The following is a 19,717-nucleotide window of genomic DNA, read 5'->3' on the forward strand; positions in this document are numbered from 1 at the left end:
CTCCTATAATTTCTATTAAAGAACCTATTTATCCTTATCTTCAATGACATCATCCTTGTGAAGCTCATCATACTTTTTATCTATAGAGAATTTTTTTCTTGCTGGGTTCAATTTATACGAACATGCTGTAAGTAATAATATAGATAAAACTAAATCTATAACTATATTAATAGCCCACATATTTTGACTACTACCTGATATATAAAACCCTGGGAAGATTGATTGTCCGCTTACACCAAACTGACTTACCAAAAGTGTAACAAATGAAGCTGCCGGATTTAAATACATGAGCCAAAATGTTTGATCATAAGATTTATTTAACAAAGTAGGCTGAATAACTAGCTGAACATAGAATACTGTTATTAATAGCGTTCCTATGAACAGAAATACAATTAAAGCATAAGATAATACATTAGCCGCAGTACTTTTCTTTATAAAAGTTGAAAAGAAAAGTCCAATGCTTCCTAAGGTTATTGCAAGTACAATATAAAATAAGAAGGTCTGTAGCAATTCACTTATACCAATTCCACCAAATAGAAATATTATTGAGAATATCGGTATTGAACTCAATATAAGAAGTATTATATGACTTAGTGATGCAAACAACTTTCCTAAAATTATAGATCTATGCTTTAAAGTGGTAGATAAAAGTATATCTAGAGTTTGCTTTTCTCTCTCTCCAGATATTGCTCCTGCAGTTAAAGCTGGAGCAATTAAGCTGATAAGACCAAATTGCGCTGCAGACATAAAGCCATAAGTTATAAATACTTGTTCCGCATTCATTACTCCTCTATTCATGATCGTTTTAAGAAAAAGTATAGTCAGTAGAGTTAAAACTAAATTGTAAACTCCTATTAATATAGGTGCTCTCCAACCTCTCATCTTAACTTTTAATTCTTTAAGTAATACTGGATTTATTCTAAAACTACTTTTATTAATATTCATCTTCATCACTATTCCTCCAAAGTAGCAGTTACTTTCATAAAGATATCCTCAAGATTTCCATCAAGCTGGTTAAAAGATACAACAGGAATCTTATTATTTATAAGTCTCACCAGTAGCTCATTCATATACCTGTCATCACCTTTAAAAGAAGCTTCTATTATATTATTACCAGCAGGATTTATATTATCTAAATCAGGGTATTCTTTAAGTATTCTTAAAGTCTCTTCAGCTTTATCCAAAACCTTAATCTTTATAGTTTGAGTGTGGTATATTTTTTTCATTATTTCTTCTACAGTGCCATTTACAACCACCTGACCTCGTTCAACGATACCTATAGAAGTACAAAGCTCCGCCAATTCCGGAAGTATGTGAGAACTTACTAATATGGTTTTTCCCATTCCTTTTAAGGTTCTCAGTATTTCCTTCATTTCAATTCTTGCTCTCGGATCCATGCCTGACGCTGGCTCATCTAATACTAAAAGCTCTGGATTGTGAACTAAACTTCTAGCTAAGCAAAGTCTTTGTTTCATACCTCTTGATAAGTTATCTACATAGAAGTCCTTCTTATCTACTAGATCTACCAGTTCCAATAAATCCATACATATCTTTTTGCTCTCAGCACCTGTTATATTATAGATTGATGCATAGAATTCTAAATACTCTGTAACCTTAAGATCATCATATACTCCAAAAAAGTCAGGCATATAACCTATTTTACTTTTTAAAAGCCTAGTATCCTTTAATGCATTAATCCCATCTACCGTAACCTTCCCCGAGGTAGCATCTAATAGCCCACATATTATTCTCATCGTAGTTGTTTTTCCAGCACCATTAGGTCCTACAAATCCAAATATCTCTCCTTTGGGAATTTCAAGATTTAGACCTCTTACAGCTTGGAACTTTCCGTATGTTTTGTAAAGATCCTTTATCTCTAACATTATTTCACCTTCCCTTTTACAGATATTTCTGGTATTTGAACTGGTCCGCCATTGTTGCTTACACTAATTTTAATCTTAAATTCATTATCATTACTCAAATATTTTTTTACATCATCACCACTAAAACTATCAGAAGTTGCAGATACATACTTATTTTGCTTGTAATCATACACTTCAAAAGCAGCATTAGAAGCTCCTGTATTACTACTAGTTGAACTTGAGTCTAGTTTCAACTCTGATACAATCATATTTTTATCTATATCATATACTATTTCAGGAGTTCCAGCACCATAGAAAACTTCTCCATATGGATCATAATTTGTAGTGGACATTTCTACTACTCTATAATTTACAAATCCCGTTGGATACTGGATAGTATCACCATTCTTGAAGTTTAGTTGTAATGGCATTCTTATTATGGTTCTATCCTTAACTACTGAATCTTTACCATTTACTACTAATGGTTTTGAGATATTATCTTTTGTTATCGCTATAATAGAAATATCTTTAATTCTTGTTGTTTGCATTGATTCGGAATACGACATTCTAAATAAGCTTCCATTATATCTATCCTCATCACTGGCATTAGGACTACCTATTTTATAAATCTTGTTTTCATATGTTAGTTGGTTTATGTCGCCATTATAATCCCCTGTTTTTTTATCTAGTTTTACACTATCTCCCTTTTTTACAGCTCCAAGAATATAGTAAGATTTAGGAGTTATAACATAACAATATTCAAAATCAAAAGAGGTGGAATTCTTAATAGTCCCCTTTATCTCATCTCCCTCTATAGATACATCAGCATCTATTTTTCCAATGCTTATATTAGAAGACGGTATCTTTACAGTTCTAGTAGCAAGAACACTTTTATTTTTAAATTCGATAGTTCCTTTATCTTCTCTTATTAAAGTATCAAGTTCATTTTTCTTCGCATTATCTGCATTACCATTATAATTAGGATTATCTACAGACTCTAACTTTTGACCTTCTTTACTTGATACTTCAACAGTCATTTTCTTTGGTGTAAATATCCCTACATATGTGTTTTTAGTAGCTGCTCCTTTTGAATCCATGTTTATTATGTTGGCGTTATTTGCAACTACATCACTTAACCTTGTCCCACTTCCTAAGAAATAAACTACAACTCCAAACACTATAGCAATACATGGAACTGTTATCCACATGAATTCACGTTTATCTAACTTTTTAAGCACAAAATAACTTGTTGGAGCCACTAAAACAATGTAAATTATTAACACAATAAGATACATGTTTATATTTGCTTTTTTATTCATTAAATTGTTTACTAGTTCACTTACAGAGAAATACGTATTCATATAACCATTATCAAACTTAGCACTGTTAACAAAATTGGGATTTATCATACTAAAAATCTTTTCTCCGAAGGAGCTGTTATTTGCCCAGCCAACAAAAGGTTTAAGTCCAAAATCAAAACCTGCTATAGCTACATTTCCAGTACCTATATTAACTGTCTGAAGAAGTTTTGAATTTCCTTCCTGTATATTTGTATTGCTTCTATCAAGCTGTATATTCAAATTTTCTACAGAAACTGGGTTGTTATTATCACCATTGGTAGCTATACTGTATATTTTAGTGGTATTCACCTTTGTAAGCTCGCCAGGCTGCCCCTTTATAAAATCATCTTTAAATAAACTTAGAGTCTTGTTATAGTTGGTACCAGTACCAATTACCAGGGTTCCACCGAGCTTTACCCAACTCTTTAGATTTTCATATGCTTCCTTAGATAATTTAGAACTATCAAAATTATTGATTACTATTATGTCAAAGGTTTCAAGTACCTGAAGATAATCTGGAAATTTATTTTCATCTAGCTTTATCAACTCAGTTGATAAAGTAACACCTTTTGGTGCTGGAATTTTATTAAGATATGTTAAACTATCAAAGTCGTCACTTAAAATTCCTATAAATTTTACAGTTTGATTTGTAGAGTTTCCAACCTTAATTTCTTCACTATATACTTCTTCGCTACCATCTTTTATTGAAACCTCATATTTCAAAAAGGCTTGCTTTACAGGAACATTGATAGTAACAATTTTCTCAGCTCCTTTTTGAATACTGATATTTTTCAAATAACTATCATATTTATTTTCGGAGGTAGGAACCTTAACTTCTACAGTTCCTTGTATATCCTTATAATCATTTTTTATGGATATATTTATAGGTGTATAGTAACCTATTTTGTATTTGTCATTAAACCCCACAGTAGTTTTTACTGTTATACCTTTCTTAGTATCTGCTTTAACAGTCTCACCTTTTACTAAAACTAAAGGGATAATTAATGCAATTGCAAGAATAAAAATTAATGCCCTATTGACTACTTTTCTCATAATTCCCCTACTTTCTTATAATATATAAATATTATTGCAATATAAGTTAAAATTTACCACTATTATATCATAGTATTGTATCATTCTTTATTACAACTTCCTTACAAATTTCTTAAGATTCATATATTCTTTATTTATTAAAGAAAAAAAGTCCATCACCAGCTTTTTGAAATGCTGCAATAGACTTAGATTTTATTAATATTTATTAAATTATGTAGTTACCTTGCTTATAACTTTTAAATATTCTCTTAATTAACATAAACTGTAGTCCCACCTGGTATATTATTAAATATCCATTTAGAATTTTCTAGACTTAATCTTACACATCCATGAGATACAGGTTTACCTAAAGTATAATCAGTAATATTTTTATTCTTGTCCATCGGCCAGGAGTGGAAAAGGTAGTTACCAAAAAACTGAACCCAGTTTTTAGCGCCTTCATTTATACTTGCATTATAGAACCAGTCACCTCTTGCTGAAACCTTAAATATTCCCTTTGGAGTCTCGCTTCCTTCTGCACCAGTAGAACAGTCTAATTCTTTTATAAGCTTCCAATCGCCCTTACTGCCTACAAAGACATTTGTTTTCTGGTTTTGAAGATCCACCCAAACTAAAAATTTAGATCTACTTGAATAATCTTTAACAACATTTTCCTTATCAGGGTTAGGCTTATATCCGTTAAGGTAAGCAGCAATAGCAGGACTAACAGATTTTTTCGCCTTTTCTTCTGCTAATTTTCTATCCTCTTCTAACTTCTTCTTTTCTTCTTGTGCCTTTATTTTCGCGTCTTCAATAAGTTTTTTACTGCTATCCAAAAAATCTTTAGATAAGTACTCTTTATTTTCATCTAGGAACTTTAGTCCATCATCATATTTAGAATCAGTTATATCTTGATTTAAATCTTCTGAGATAGAATCTTCTACCGCACTCTTAAGCTCCAACAGCTTATCTTTAAGAGTTTTATCTCCAATCTGTTTTTCTAAACTTGCTATTGCAGATAAAACATAACTATAATTTTTTTTTGCAAACTGTTCTTCTATATTCTTAAATTCGTTTCTTTGCTTCTCTAGCGTTTCTAAACTCTTAATTTCACTATCCTCTGCTTTATATGAACCTGTCTTTTCTAAATCATTAATTTTAGTACTAAGCAATTTGTAATCAATACGTTCATTTAAATAATCATCTTTTAAGGCGCTAAACGCTTCCTTTGATTTTTGAGCTTGTACATTTTTATTGTAATAAAAAAGAGATCCTGTTATTATGCATACTGCTAAAGCAGCAGTTGTTAAAACTCTCTTCAAACGCAAATCCTATTCCCCCTGAAATAAATTTTATCTTTCCATGTACTTCTTTGATAAACCCTTCTAGGCTAAGAAAGGTAACTTTTTCAAACATTATGTAACTTATACACTATATTTAATAATAACAGATAAATTAATAACACTTCAATACTTGTGATATAATTTTAATGAGGTGATTTTGATGAGTTTGGATAAATTAAAAGAAATCATAGATAATTCTAATAATATTGTCTTCTTTGGTGGTGCTGGCATGAGTACCGAATCCGGTATACCTGATTTCAGAAGTTCTAATGGACTTTTCAACGAAAAATTAAACATGACTTTTACACCTGAACAGCTAGTATCCCATACGTTTTATATACGATATCCTGAAGACTTTTACAGTTTCTATAAGGATAAATTAATATACCCTGATGCGAAACCTAATGCTGGACATTTGGCCTTAGCAAAGCTAGAAGATACGGGCAAGCTTAAGGCAATTGTCACTCAAAATATAGATGGACTTCATCAAGCTGCTGGTTCTAAAAATGTTTTCGAACTTCATGGATCAGTGTTAAGAAATTATTGTACTAAATGTCATACTTTTTATGATGAGAAGTTTATTTTAGAATCAGAAGGAGTCCCAACTTGTACTAAATGTGGCGGAACAGTTAAACCAGATGTAGTTTTATACGAAGAGGGACTAGATGAGACTATTATTAATGGTGCAGTTAAAGCTATAGCAGCCGCAGATACTTTAATAATAGGAGGAACTTCTCTTGTTGTTTATCCTGCTGCTGGACTTATAAACTACTTCAGAGGTGAAAATCTAGTATTAATAAACAAGAGTACTACCTCTGCAGATAGTAAAGCCAATTTAGTCATTCATGACTCTATTGGAAAAGTCTTAAGTTCAGTTGTATAAGTTTCAACTAAAAAACATAGATACATGTCCAAAAATCATGTATCTATGTTTTTTCGCATGAATAACTTTAGTTAGAAACCTTGTAGAAATTTAATTAACATTTTGTAACTGTTTATAGTATTATAGATTCCTCTCATTTTTCAGAAAAAATATTAATATAATCTAATGATATTTCTTTTGTGGGAGTGGAATCTTTGAAACTAATAATAATCTTCTTATTAATCTTAGTTATTGCCTGTATGTATTTATATTTTGATAGAAAACTTAGTTTTTCTAGGCAACAGTATCTACTGCTATCTAATCAACATAAGGCATTAAGAGAAAAATATAATTCTCTGAACTCAAGCCTTACTAATATTTCAATAAGATACTTAAATACCACAACCTCTAATGGCGTTACTCTTGAAGGAGTTTTTTTAATGCTTTCGCCCTTAGAAAAAGGTCCTATTATAAATAAGATAACTCAAAAGCTTCAAGTTAGAATTCTTGAAGAAGCTGAAGTAAGTAATCAGATATGGTATTTTGTATCTCTACCATTAAATACTGACTTCAATTCTAAGGGTTGGCTCCGGAAATCAGACTTTTCACTACTTTTTAGCAGTTCACAAGATGTGATGAATAGATAATATACAATTATATATCTTATAAATTAATAAAAAATTAAAAAGAAAAACACCTACTTACTTGTAGATGTTTTTCTTTTCCCGTTATGCAACTGCATGGGTAATAAAGTGCTTTAATATAATAGCACATATTAAAGCTTTTGAAAAGTATTATGAAAAATTTAATGTCCTTTATGCTTATCAAGTTTTTTTCTCTGCTTTATACTAAACTTTCTTTCCTCTTCCTGAAGCCTTTGTTCTTTGGTTTTCTTTTTACGTTCCAACTTTGATTGGTCATGCTGCAATTTCATTGCTATTTGAGCTTTTGTTCCTATTTCTTTTGTACTGATCTCTTTTCTTATACTTCTTTGAAGTCTTTTAGGATTTTGTTTCTTTAAAGTAAGATCTTTTTTCTCTAGTTTTACTGAACCACTGAAATCTAATCTGTAGAAATTCATTAATATAAATTCATGAACTTCTTGATCCCTTGGTTCAGCCCCAAAGGTAACCTTGCACACCTTAAGTTCATAATCCTCCATAACTTCAAAAATACCAACCCAAAAGGGCTCGTTAAAAAGAATTGTTAATTTAATTATAGAGTCCATAATTAAATCCTCCTGTAATTTATTATTAAAGAGAAAGGACAACCCCAGGAGGGCAGGTTACTGCTACGCATAAATATCTTATAATCAATATACGCAGGTTCTGACTACCAACAGAAACTGTGTTTTTATCTCTCAATTATTATTATATATAAATAATGTTCATTTTCAATATTCTTATTTATCAAACTGGCTTTAAATCAAAACCTTATCTAACCTATTTTTAAGATTATTTGTGACTTCAGTTAAAGGCAATCTAACTTCATCAGAATCAATAATCCCTAACTTATTTAAACAGTATTTAAGCGGTGCGGGATTAGCTTCTTCAAATAGCATCGGGATAAATTTAGCTAATTCCTTCCATATTTTAAGTGCTAATTCATGATTATTATCTCTTACCGCATTATAAACATCCATAAACTTTTCAGTTCTCAGATGGGAAGCTGCTAATATTCCACCATCTCCTCCAAGGGTTAGAACAGTGTAAAACATAATATCTTCCCCAGTTAGAATGGAAAAATCCTTTGGTGGATTAAGCAGTAAGCTTGTAGTTTGCTTTATATCACCACAAGAGTCCTTAATGCCCACTAAATTTTTTAATTCAGCTAACTTATAGATTGTTTCATTCTCTATATTTCTTCCTGTTCTGTAAGGTATATTATATATAATGATATCTAAATCTGTAGATTGAGATATCTTTAAAAAGTGCTCATATATACCCCTTTGTTCAGGTCTATTATAATATGGACATACTGACAATATTCCATCCACTTCATACTTTTCTACTATTTTTAGCTTGCTTACAACTTCCTTTGTATTATTACCACCAAGTCCTATAAACACAGGCACTTTTTTGTCATTATACTCTATTGTTTTATCTATTATTTTTTCATATTCATATTGAGAGATAGTTGGACCTTCGCCAGTAGTCCCTAAAGGAATAAAACCACTAACCCCTTTATTTAAATAATGCTCTATCATTTTTTTATATGATTTAAGATCTATTTCATCATTTATGAATGGGGTTATAAGTGGAACATAAACACCTTGAATTTTCATACTACACCTCCAGATATAATATACTTTTTAACATTATATTCCAAATAGTTGATTTATTCAAATTTATCTAATAAAAAACTTTATACTATAGATTGCTTTAACATTCTCTTGTTGATTAACTTAATAATTTATAATATTTAGGTTTGAATTTTTTCACTATATTTTTTTCAAATAAAAACAGTGATACTATTAACTAGTACCACTGTTATACCGCCTATAAGGTTTTACCAAATTGATAGTCTATCTATTCTTTAAAAACTTTATCATAAACTATGCTTAAAAACTTCTCGTCATCCATATCAGTAAAGTTATTTCTAGCATCAATCATCCTATTTCCATATACCAATATGAAGCTCTTCGACTCATTTAACGCATATACTTTTACTCCACTAGGTAGTTTTGATTTGTATTCTCTTATATTTAACTTATATTTATTAAGCGTTTTTACTAGTCTATCAGCATTAAACTCAACTATCATAGGATATTTACTTTCAAAAATTGTATAACTTAAATCGTGCTCTTTGTCATCACTAAAATACACTGATCTCTTTGCTAAGATACTTTCATTAAAGCTCGTATATGGATTTGAATTATTAGCCTCTTTATATCCAAAGTCAGTTAACGATAGCTCCACAGAATTTTGTGATTTATTATTATCGATATTTATAATAGCTCTGCTAATACCCCTACCTACTATACTCATAACTAAAACGGCTGAAATTAATATACCAAAAAGCGTTATAGCTATATTAACATTTCTAGAGTATCTTTTTTTATTTATAAATAATCTAGTTATAAGTATTCCTATTACAGGTATAAATGTAATCATTAATGTGGTAACTACAGGCATATCACTTGTATTACAAATCATGCTTATAAGCGTTATTAAGGCTATTGCAAGTGGCAATGATCTCTTAATTCGTATTTGTTTATAATTATTATACTTCATAACTTTATTCACTTTTAAATTACGGTTCGCTCTAATTGACCAAGTTATAAAACCTACCACTTCCACTCCAAATATCAACACCAATAACATCATCATGAGAAGGGTTAAAAGTGCAAAATTATGTGAAAGAGTGTAATCAGGACTACTTGCAAACAATACAGTATATATGTAGAAAAGCCACGTTCCAATTAAAACTACATGTGCCAATGCATTATAAAGTGACGCTTTAAATACTGATCTAAATTTCTCCTTTTCATCAGTGTGTATCTCCAAGGTATTTTTAGGTTCTTCAGTATAGAATATCTGAACCTTCCCTCTCTGCCCTACAAACTTCCAGCCTGCTGCCTCACAGTAATCTCTATACTCTAAGGCTTCATTACTATCTTTACAATCAAATTCAGAGACTCTGTGGAGTATATCAACTGTATATCTAACAGTTTTAGATTTGTCTCTTTTAAAAGTCAAAAATGGCCCTTTTATAGATTTTAGTATCCATCCCTTTCTCGCCATATCATTAAGATATTCTTCAGCAGCCTCGCATTCATAAGGAAAAAAGTTAAAAACTTTTATCTTTGTATTTATTGCCATTATACCTTATCCCCCATATAAACTTCTCCATCACTTACCATAGTAATTAGTCTCCTATATTCCTCCAATAATATTTCTTTACCTTTGCCAGTTATTATATAGCTTCTCTTTCTTCCCTGTACCTCTGTTTCTTTAATCATGTTCTCTTTTTCAAACTTTCCTAGAAGTGCATATAAAGTACCTGGTCCAACTCTCACTCTTCCCTTTGAAATCTCTTCTACAGCCTGCATTATATCCACACCACATCTTTCTTCCAGAAGTGATATCAATATGTAATACATTGGTTCAGTTAAATTTTGAAATTGTTCCCTTGCCATTTTAATCTCCTACCTATGGATGTACCACTTTGTAATAAAACTTATTATTTTGGTTGGAAATGGTACATCCATAATATCGAGCATCGATATTTATATTTTAAGTATATTATCGTGTATCAATATTGTCAATATTATACTTTTGTAGCATTATAAACAATTTAATGTAAAAGCAAATAAAAAGAAGAGACAACATCGTAACGCCATCTCTTCAAATTTTTACTCTTCTAAATTTTTCATCACCAACACATCTTCATTTATATTATCAAGTCCCTTAGGTATCCTTCCAGTATTAAGATCCTTAGTAGTTCCACCCATATCTTTTATTAAATTTATCACATTTTCTTCATTATTCCCGTCTGCTTCAACCACTACTTTACAATTTATACTAGCTATTTCTTGAAAGCCTCCCATACCACTGGCCATTGGACTTGCAGCAGCTATAGGAGAATTACTATTATCTTCACCTAAAACTGCTGCTGATAAAGTTGATATTTTATCTGTACCTACCATACCACTCTGTGAATACACATCGTTATTATGTTCATTTATATCTACAAAAGCTCCCTTAAATCCTTCTTCTCTAAGCTTTTCAACAGCTTCTCTTGCTCTTTTTATACTATCAAAATATGCTTCAATCTTCATTTAACCACTTCCTTCTAAAATTTTTATAGTAAAAACATTCTACAATTATGGATTCAGTATTTACCCTAGAATTAGTACGTCTCTAGTATCAGTTTTATTATGTGAAAGTGGTAAAAATTTATCCTTTATTACTTCATGTTATCTATTTATTCCTGTAATCTAAACTTACTTACATATAACATCATTTCTTCTGTAGCATTATCTAATATAGCCGCTGACTTTGCAACCTCATCTGTTGCACTGTAAACTTCCTCTGATGAAGCTGTCATTTCTTCTGATGCAGCATTTAGTGCTAGAAGATTAGTTTGTTCTGAAATATTATTTATATAATTAGTAATATCATTTATCTTGATAATTTTAACTCCTAACATGTTCATTCCTTCAGTAAAGCTTTGGAATGAAACAGCTAAAGCTATTGATTGATATTCATTTGACTTTGAAACCTCTTCAATAGATGCTATAGCTGTTTTTATGTTGTTATTTACAAAGCTTCTATTACCTCGACAGCCTTATTTACTCCTCCTAGATTTAATAATTGTATTCCTGACTTTTTAGCATTATTTGCATATATAGGATTTTCAATAAAATCATTAACTATATTTTTAATTGTTACATAATTAAACCCATTTACCTCTAACGATATCCCTGCTTTCAAATTAACTATTGAACTAGCATTATATCTACGTTCAAACACATTGCCTGGATAAATAATTTGTGGCACTCCATAAATCAAACCTGTCATAATACTATTTTGACCTCCATGATTTATATAAGCTATTGCTTCAGGCATCAGTTGATTAAAATCAAACCTTTCATCAACAATTATATTATTCCTTTTGTATGGTTTTACTTGTCGAGTTGCAATATATACTTCAATATTTGTATTTTCAAAGGCTTTAGTTAAGTTATCTATCATTGTTGTAATATTAATTGTTCCAAAACCCATATACGCTATGATTTTGTTCTTTGGAGCTTCCGTAAATTTTATATTTGGTCTAAAAAAAGGTCCTGTGAAAACTATATTATTACTGTCAATAGGTTCTAACTCATATGAACTTAATACTATTTTTAAGTCAGCCCAATCGAATATATCAAGAACCGAATCAATTGGCTGTAAATTATTTTCCTTCAAGAATCTCTTAACGCTTGTGCTATATTCAGGATTTGAAGCAAATGACTTTTGAACAGGATAGCTATACCCTGTAACTACCTTAATTCCTTCTAATTTTGCAGCAACTATTGCAGAAATTCTAAATTCAGCATATATAACATCAGGCTGAAAGTCTTGGATAGCCTTTCTTATATAAAATACATCCTCATAAAAGTATTTCTTACTGATTGCTCCAATAAAATGCAATACATGTTCGAAACTATTTATTTTTTTATCTTCTTGAATCCTAAAAAATTGCCCCAGTTTAAGCATTTTCTTTCCAATAAAAATAGGTGTACCAAATGGGGATGGAATAGGAGCATAATAATTTTTTACGTTTTCTATTTTTCTATAATTAATATCCTCAGGCGAACAAAATGCGACTTTATGTTTCTTCCTAATCAATTCATGACATAGAGCTACTGCTCTTGAAAATGGTCCACTTGTTTCTGTCATTGCAGACATAGGCGCAATTAAAACTTTCATAATACACTCAATCCTTTACATATTATTTATATTCAAGTTATTATTAATCCTATATAGGTATGTAAATAACTGTTTTACTTCTTCGTCATTAAATCCTCCTAAAGCTTTCTCATTGCATTTAACTGCTTCACTACAAATTTTTTCTGCTAATTCTCGTCCATAAGCTGATATATTAACTCTATTCGCTCTTCTATCATTTTCGCATTGATTCCTATAAATTAAATTTTTTTTAATTAGTCTATCAATTACTGCTCCAGCCGTTGCCCTATCACCTGATAACTTTTCTGCCACCTCTGCTTGCGTTAAATTATCCTCCTCTTCCAACACCTTTAGTACAAACCATTGTGATGTAGTTATACCGTACTTTTTTATTTCTTCTTCTAATTCCTTTTTTATGTTCCTAGCTGTTAAATTAATTAAATATCCAAAAGATTCATTTATTCTCATATATACCTCTCTCTTTTTATCATGATAATATGTGCACATATAATATGTACGCTTACTATCTCGCTTTTATTACACATTTTCCCAAATGCAGTCACTTAATTTTATGCTAATCACCTAAACTTTCATTTTTCCGTTAAATAAGAAACAGCAGTACTACCTAATGGTATTACTGCTGTTTAGATGTTATCTACAATAGAAAAATAAAACTTCTCTAACCTACTTTATACGATAAGCTACCCATCTAAAAAATCTTCCTATATTTTCAAAAGAAACTATAGTGCACAATAATTCTATCAACTTTCCAAATTTCCTATAAAACAAATTAAACGATAGAAATGGAATCCATTGTTCTTTAGATTTTGGTAATCTTCTCATTATATTTTTAAAAGTATACACTTCTTTATATATCCATAGATAGCCATTATATAATTCTTCTGCTGTCATATTTTTGGGTTCATATACCACATGAGCAGTATTATAATTTGACAAATTAAAATCTACAATTCTATTTTGTTCTATTAATGATGAGTACAGCCTTGTACCTGGATATGGTGTGAGAATATGCGAAGTTACCGTTTCTATCTTATTTTTAACTATCCATTCTAATGTATTCTTAAATACAGAGGTATCATCTTCATCTAATCCGAAAACAAAACTTGCATTTATCATTATTCCTCTTTTATGAATTTCATCTACAAGTTTCTCATATCTGTTTACACTATTTTGTACCTTATGTACACTATCTATTGATTTACTATTTATACTTTCAAAACCTATAAACAAGCTTTGGCAACCTGACTCTTTCATTTCATCTAATAAATCAAGCATATCTACTATATTGGAAGTAACCGCTGCGTTCCACTTTAATTTAAGAGGTTTCATTTCTTTCAATAATTTTTTTGTCCATTTAGGATTCCCAATAAAATTATCATCAATAAACATTATGTGTCTTGTCTTCAATACATTTATATCTTTAATTACATCTTCTACAGGTCTATTAATATATGTTTTAAGTGTATCTTTGCAGCTATTATAGCAAAAATCGCATTTAAATGGGCACCCTCTGCTTGTACTTATTATATTTGTATATAAATACTTTTTGTTATCAATAATGCTATAATCAGGTGAAACTATTTCTTCTCCAGAAATACCTTCCATATCATAATATATTTTTTTAAGAGAATTACTTTCTTTATCTTTAAGGATTCTCCCCCAAATTCTCTCAGCCATCCCCACACTTATCGCGTCAAAGCTATTGAGAGCTCCTTCTGGATCTGCTGTGATATGTATACCACCTGCAATTACTGTTACGCCTCGCCTCTGGAACTCTTTTGATATTTCTACAGCTCTATTCATAACATCTACAGTGACAGTTATTGCTACTAAATCTACATGTTCATCAAAATCTATGTTTTCAACATTTTCATTTTCAATAATAACTTCATGCTCTTTCGGTGTAAGATTTGCTATTGTTAATAAAGCTAATGAAGGAGACATTCTTGTTTTTAACTTTGTATCCATAGGCCTTGGCAGCATTGCAGGTTGGATTAATTTAATCTTCATATATGATCACCTCAAATAAACTTTACTCATCATTACTTCTAATTTATATGTATAGGATATCAAAATATTTATTGTTTATCAATAATTTTTTATTTATTGTCAATATCCATTGCTAAATCATTATATTCTTTAATTCAGATTAAATATATTTTGTTTAAAAGGGTAGATTAATTATATATATTTAAATTACACTTACGTTATATGCGTGTATCACTTCATTATAAAACTTATATTTCCAGATTGAAGTGGCACATCTTTAAACAGTTCCTATATAAAAATTTATACTGTTCTAAAATTATGCACCTATGAATTTTGGCATGTATAAATTAATAGTTGAGATAGGAACCCTTTAATATAAAAGTTAATTGGATTAGTCTTAAAAGGGGTAAAAGATGATATTAGAAAAGAAGTTAGCAAGAAAGCGATTAACAGAAGCTTACAATAACGCGAAAATTGAATACTTTGATAACAATTCTAAATATATTTTTTTTAGCGACTGTCATAGAGGAGATTGTACTCCATCAGATGAATTTGCAAAAAACCAAAATATCTTTCTATTCGCATTAGAGTTCTACTTTAATAATGGATATACCTACGTGGAAGTTGGAGATGGTGATGAGCTTTGGGAACATTCTAACTTTAAACACATAAGGCTGGCTCATGATGAGGTATACTCACAATTAAAAAAGTTCTTTGATTGTAATAAATTGATCATGTTATATGGTAATCATAATATACAATTAAAATATAAAGATTTCGTAGAAAAGAACTATTATAAATTTTATGATGATTATAACGAAGAAGAAATAGAATTATTTCCTGGACTTACCCCCTATGAGGCAGTAGTGTTTAAGCATAAAAATACCGGACAGGAAATACTAACTGTTCATGGTCATCAAGGTGATAGAATGAATGATACTCTATGGCATATTAATATGCTTTCAGTAAGATATTTTTGGAGGTTTCTTCACTCAATAGGATTTATAAATCCTGCAAGCCCTGTAAAAAACGCTGAAAAAATTCATAAAATCGAACGTATTTATAGTAGTTGGATTAAAACAAACAAAATTATGCTCATCTGTGGACATACTCATAGGCCACATTTCCCCAAAATCAATGAATTGCCTTATTTCAATGACGGTTCATGCGTTCGAGCAAGTGGGATACAAGGTCTTGAAATAATAAATGGAGAAATAATGTTGGTTGAATGGAAGATAAGAACTGATTCATCCGGTGATCTCCATATAAAAAGGAAGATATTAAGAGGCCCAGAACCACTAGAAATATTTGATTTAAGAAATAATAAGTCAAATTAGTCAAATAAAAAACAGCAATAATACTTGTCAGTATCAATGCTGTTTTTCTAATATTATTTTTTATAATCATCACTACAAACTGGACTTTATCGGATTTAAATAATTCTGTCCGTTCATCTTGAATCTTCATGCTAATTGTCCCACTGATTTTTCTTCATATCAACATGATTCTCATCTTTAAATGACACACCTTCTTCTAATAGCAGAAATCGTTGTTCCTGCCACCCTGGTGCCAACCTTCCAGCATGATTTACCACACGATGACATGGATATCTCCCATAAAATTCTGACTGGCTAAGAACCTTCCCCACAAGTCGTGCATTTTTGTCTCTGCCAATAAGGCTTGCAATTTGCCCATACGTAGCTACTTTCCCTTCCGGGATTTCTTCCACAACGGAAAGTATTTCATAAATTAATTGCTCATTCATAATTTTTTTCATATTGGTTGCCGTTATACTATTTTAGTTGTCCACTCTTCACAGTTCCATACATCTGTAACCACATCTCTATAGAATTCTGGTTCATGGCATACTATTAATATACTTCCTTTATATGCCTTAAGAGCTCTCTTTAATTCATCCTTAGCTTCTACATCTAAGTGGTTAGTAGGCTCATCTAGGATTAATAAATTTGTTTCTTTATTTATAAGCTTACATAATCTTACCTTAGCTTGCTCTCCACCACTTAGTACAACAACCTTACTTTCAATATGCTTTGTTGTAAGGCCGCACTTCGCAAGGGCTGCTCTTACTTCATATTGAGTAAATGCAGGGAACTCACCCCATACTTCATCTATACAACTGTTATAGTTAGCATCTTTTATTTCTTGTTCAAAGTATCCCATTTGTAGATAGTCACCTAACTCAACTTCTCCTCCTAAGGATTTAAGTTCTCCCATAAGACTCTTTAGAAGAGTAGTCTTACCTAGTCCGTTTGCTCCTACTAGAGCTATTTTTTGGCCTCTTTCCATTCTTAAATTAAGAGGTATTGATAGAGGCTCATTATATCCAATAACTAAATCTCTAGTCTCAAATATAAGCTTTCCTGAAGTTCTTCCACTTCTAAAATTAAACTCTGGCTTTGGTTTTTCAGCAGTAAGCTCTATTTTTTCTATCTTATCTAATTTCTTTTGTCTAGCTTTAGCCATTCCAGTAGTAGCTACTCTAGCTTTGTTTCTAGCTATAAAGTCTTCAAGCTTTGCTATCTCTTGTTGTTGTCTTTCATAAGCAGATTCTAACTGCTTCTTATTAGCTTCATGTACTCTCTTAAAGTTATCATAATCCCCAACATATCTATTAAGCTGTCTATTTTCAACATGATAGATTAAGTTTATAACACTGTTTAGGAACGGAATATCATGTGATATTAATATAAATGCATTTTCGTAGCTTTGTAGGAATCTCTTCAGCCACTCTATATGAGCTTCATCTAAATAGTTAGTAGGCTCGTCTAAAAGAAGTATATCTGGAGTTTCTAAAAGAAGCTTAGATAATAAAACCTTAGTTCTTTGTCCACCACTTAAATCCATAACATCTTTATCTAGACCTACATCTTTTAATCCAAGTCCACCAGCAACTTCATCAATCTTAGCATCTATAACATAGAATCCATTATGATCAAGCATATCTTGGATTGTTCCTATATCATTCATCATTTTATCTAACTCTTCAGGTGTAGCATCAGCCATTTTATCATACATATCGAGCATCTCTTTTTCTAAGTCAAAAAGATATTGAAATGCTCCTCTAAGTACATCTCTTATTGAGTTTCCTTTTTCAAGATGAGCATGCTGATCCATATATCCAACTCTAACCCTGTTGCTCCATTCAACCTTACCATCATCAGGCATAAGTTTTCCTGTTATTATATTCATAAACGTAGATTTACCTTCACCATTAGCACCTATAAATCCTATGTGTTCTCCCTTTAAAAGTCTAAAGGATACATCTTCAAATATAGCTCTATCACCAAAGCCATGACTAAGGTTTTTTACTGTAAGTATACTCATTATATTTCTCCTCTTCTTCTTATAATAAAATTTCTTCCCTAAAACCTGCATGAATACTATATATTTATATAATTTTATATTTATTTGATTCTATAATCATATATTTTTTATATGTTTATATTTAAGAATATTGCAATTTAAACTTTTAATAATAACATGAATATTTTAAGGTATTCTATAGAGTATTGTCAAAAGAAATTCTTACTATATTATATATATAAATTGTTTACATGAAAAAAGGTGCTGAAGCAACTAAAAAAACTGCTCTAAACTCATCATTAGTTTAGAGCAGTACTTAATTTAAATACTACGCAAAAAATATCATATATATTAAATAAATAATTACTGTAGCTATAAACGGTATATTTATTATATTGTCCTTTTTTAAAGCTAAACCACTTGTTCCGTTAATAGCTTCTCTTCCGTAGTTAGTTAGTAGGTCATAACTATCAACTACTCCTCTTTCTTCTGCTGCTTCTTTTAGTTTCTTAATTAAAATTGCAACCAAAGCTGCAAAGATTACTGCTACAAACCCCCATGTAAGAACCATATTTATCTTATCATTCATAGGTAAACTTCTTAAAGAATAATCTTGCCTATTAGCTACAAGTTTAGTGAATGGTGAAAGTACAGCCTGTAGACTTACTTGAAATCCGTTTACTGTAAAGTGACATATCATAGATACAAATATACTATTAGTTACTCTTACCATATAAGCAAAAAGTGCGCCTAAAGCTGCTGCATAGAGAAACTGTTGCCCATTTAAGTGAAAAATACCAAATAATAAACCTATCATTAATGAAGCTTTTATCTTACTCTTATGGTTATATCCTGATAATACTATACCTCTCATTGTTATCTCTTCCGTAATGGCAGGCGTAACCGCCACAACTAAAAGCATCATCCAGTATGGCAGATCTTTCATAACGTCCATAGCCTTTGCAACATCATTATCAAAGAAAAATGAAGTTATTAAGGAAAATAAAGTCATTATAGGTTGCGCTAAAAGAGCTATTAGAACTGCATAACCTATTTCCTTTAAACTTACTTTGTTAAACCTGAAGGTTTGCTTTACTGGAGCCTTAGTTACTATAACATATATTATGGCAGGCAATATAAAAAATATGGCGTGCACAGTCATTAGAAGTTCTCCATAATTCAAACCTAAAAGTGCAAGAGGTCTTCTTACTATATAAGGTCCTACCATTGATACAAACAATACTATCAAAAAATATAAATTTGATTTAAATACAGGTTTCATAAATCTCTCCTTAATCTCTTACTCATAAATACCATAACATATGTTTTTATTTATGCATTTATTTTTATGCTAATGTATATTTTCTTCCTTTTAGGAGACAATTATTATTGTAGATAACTTTTATATTAAATTGCCTCTCCCCCATTTTATTTAATATAGAAAATTCCTCTTTTAGTGATGTTTTTCCTCACTTTAAGAGGAATTTTTATTTGCTGATAATTCTCCATTTAATATTAGTTTATGTTTAAGAATATTGTTAAAATTAAG

General features: G+C 30.5%; 19 protein-coding genes. 3 read left to right on the top strand and 16 right to left on the bottom strand.

The features are described from left to right. Nucleotides 1-24: 24 nt before the first annotated feature. The 4 genes from J3477_RS25400 to J3477_RS25415 form a co-directional block, all read right to left on the bottom strand. Entirely contained in the window at nt 25-951 is a 927-nt protein-coding gene (locus J3477_RS25400) for an ABC transporter permease (RefSeq protein WP_206873031.1), read from the bottom strand. Nucleotides 952-953: 2 nt separating this feature from the next. Continuing rightward, nucleotides 954-1,883, bottom strand: coding sequence for an ABC transporter ATP-binding protein (locus tag J3477_RS25405; RefSeq protein WP_206873032.1), 930 nt, complete (start codon nt 1,881-1,883; stop codon nt 954-956). Continuing rightward, the gene (locus J3477_RS25410; protein ID WP_206873033.1) at nt 1,883-4,255 is read right to left on the bottom strand and encodes a DUF8726 domain-containing protein; all 2,373 of its coding nucleotides are present in this window, start codon (nt 4,253-4,255) and stop codon (nt 1,883-1,885) included. The genes J3477_RS25405 and J3477_RS25410 overlap by 1 nt, the downstream gene beginning before the upstream one ends. 248 nt (nt 4,256-4,503) lie before the next feature. After that, complete coding sequence (locus J3477_RS25415) at nt 4,504-5,562, bottom strand: L,D-transpeptidase (RefSeq protein ID WP_206873034.1); 1,059 nt, start codon at nt 5,560-5,562, stop codon at nt 4,504-4,506. A 175-nt stretch (nt 5,563-5,737) separates the two neighbouring features. On the opposite strand from J3477_RS25415, the gene J3477_RS25420 reads away from it, so the two are divergent. Together J3477_RS25420 and J3477_RS25425 are read left to right on the top strand one after the other, a co-directional pair. Next, entirely contained in the window at nt 5,738-6,460 is a 723-nt protein-coding gene (locus J3477_RS25420; RefSeq protein WP_371876620.1) for an NAD-dependent protein deacylase, read from the top strand. 194 nt (nt 6,461-6,654) lie between these two features. Then, a complete protein-coding gene (locus J3477_RS25425) occupies nt 6,655-7,086 on the top strand; it encodes a hypothetical protein (RefSeq protein ID WP_183280033.1) in 432 nt (143 codons plus the stop codon). A gap of 158 nt (nt 7,087-7,244) precedes the next feature. Here J3477_RS25425 and J3477_RS25430 read toward each other — a convergent pair whose 3' ends face one another. The 9 genes from J3477_RS25430 to J3477_RS25470 all read right to left on the bottom strand — a co-directional run bounded on the left by J3477_RS25430 (nt 7,245) and on the right by J3477_RS25470 (nt 14,865). After that, the gene (locus tag J3477_RS25430; RefSeq protein ID WP_206873035.1) at nt 7,245-7,667 is read right to left on the bottom strand and encodes a YjdF family protein; all 423 of its coding nucleotides are present in this window, start codon (nt 7,665-7,667) and stop codon (nt 7,245-7,247) included. A gap of 192 nt (nt 7,668-7,859) precedes the next feature. Beyond that, nucleotides 7,860-8,723, bottom strand: coding sequence for a 4-hydroxy-tetrahydrodipicolinate synthase (gene dapA / locus J3477_RS25435; protein ID WP_206873036.1), 864 nt, complete (start codon nt 8,721-8,723; stop codon nt 7,860-7,862). A 244-nt stretch (nt 8,724-8,967) separates the two neighbouring features. Continuing rightward, the gene (locus J3477_RS25440; RefSeq protein WP_206873037.1) at nt 8,968-10,260 is read right to left on the bottom strand and encodes a DUF2812 domain-containing protein; all 1,293 of its coding nucleotides are present in this window, start codon (nt 10,258-10,260) and stop codon (nt 8,968-8,970) included. Continuing rightward, complete coding sequence (locus J3477_RS25445; RefSeq protein ID WP_206873038.1) at nt 10,260-10,577, bottom strand: PadR family transcriptional regulator; 318 nt, start codon at nt 10,575-10,577, stop codon at nt 10,260-10,262. Before J3477_RS25445 ends, J3477_RS25440 begins: the two co-directional genes overlap by 1 nt. Before the next feature lie 216 nt (nt 10,578-10,793). After that, complete coding sequence (locus J3477_RS25450; RefSeq protein ID WP_206873039.1) at nt 10,794-11,219, bottom strand: hypothetical protein; 426 nt, start codon at nt 11,217-11,219, stop codon at nt 10,794-10,796. 146 nt (nt 11,220-11,365) lie between these two features. Then, nucleotides 11,366-11,590 (bottom strand): hypothetical protein, encoded by a 225-nt coding sequence (locus J3477_RS25455; RefSeq protein ID WP_206873040.1) that lies wholly within the window; start codon nt 11,588-11,590, stop codon nt 11,366-11,368. 110 nt (nt 11,591-11,700) lie between these two features. Then, complete coding sequence (locus tag J3477_RS25460) at nt 11,701-12,855, bottom strand: glycosyltransferase (protein WP_206873041.1); 1,155 nt, start codon at nt 12,853-12,855, stop codon at nt 11,701-11,703. Nucleotides 12,856-12,870: 15 nt separating this feature from the next. Further along, nucleotides 12,871-13,302 carry a MarR family winged helix-turn-helix transcriptional regulator gene (locus J3477_RS25465; RefSeq protein WP_206873042.1) on the bottom strand — a complete coding sequence of 144 codons (432 nt, stop codon included), beginning with the start codon at nt 13,300-13,302 and terminating at the stop codon, nt 12,871-12,873. Nucleotides 13,303-13,518: 216 nt separating this feature from the next. Then, complete coding sequence (locus J3477_RS25470) at nt 13,519-14,865, bottom strand: B12-binding domain-containing radical SAM protein (RefSeq protein WP_206873043.1); 1,347 nt, start codon at nt 14,863-14,865, stop codon at nt 13,519-13,521. A 392-nt stretch (nt 14,866-15,257) separates the two neighbouring features. Here J3477_RS25470 and J3477_RS25475 point away from each other — a divergent pair, with 392 nt between their 5' ends. Then, a complete protein-coding gene (locus tag J3477_RS25475; RefSeq protein ID WP_206873044.1) occupies nt 15,258-16,181 on the top strand; it encodes a metallophosphoesterase family protein in 924 nt (307 codons plus the stop codon). A gap of 131 nt (nt 16,182-16,312) precedes the next feature. On the opposite strand, the gene J3477_RS25480 is transcribed toward J3477_RS25475, so the two are convergent. The 3 genes from J3477_RS25480 to J3477_RS25490 all read right to left on the bottom strand — a co-directional run bounded on the left by J3477_RS25480 (nt 16,313) and on the right by J3477_RS25490 (nt 19,450). Further along, a complete protein-coding gene (locus J3477_RS25480) occupies nt 16,313-16,621 on the bottom strand; it encodes an MGMT family protein (protein ID WP_206873045.1) in 309 nt (102 codons plus the stop codon). A gap of 11 nt (nt 16,622-16,632) precedes the next feature. Then, a complete protein-coding gene (abc-f, locus tag J3477_RS25485; protein ID WP_206873046.1) occupies nt 16,633-18,189 on the bottom strand; it encodes a ribosomal protection-like ABC-F family protein in 1,557 nt (518 codons plus the stop codon). A gap of 307 nt (nt 18,190-18,496) precedes the next feature. Beyond that, complete coding sequence (locus tag J3477_RS25490; RefSeq protein ID WP_206873047.1) at nt 18,497-19,450, bottom strand: CPBP family intramembrane glutamic endopeptidase; 954 nt, start codon at nt 19,448-19,450, stop codon at nt 18,497-18,499. Nucleotides 19,451-19,717 lie beyond the last annotated feature (267 nt).

It is taken from the genome of Clostridium zeae, assembly GCF_017312485.1.
Taxonomy (GTDB): Bacteria; Bacillota; Clostridia; order Clostridiales; family Clostridiaceae; genus Clostridium_AR; species Clostridium_AR zeae.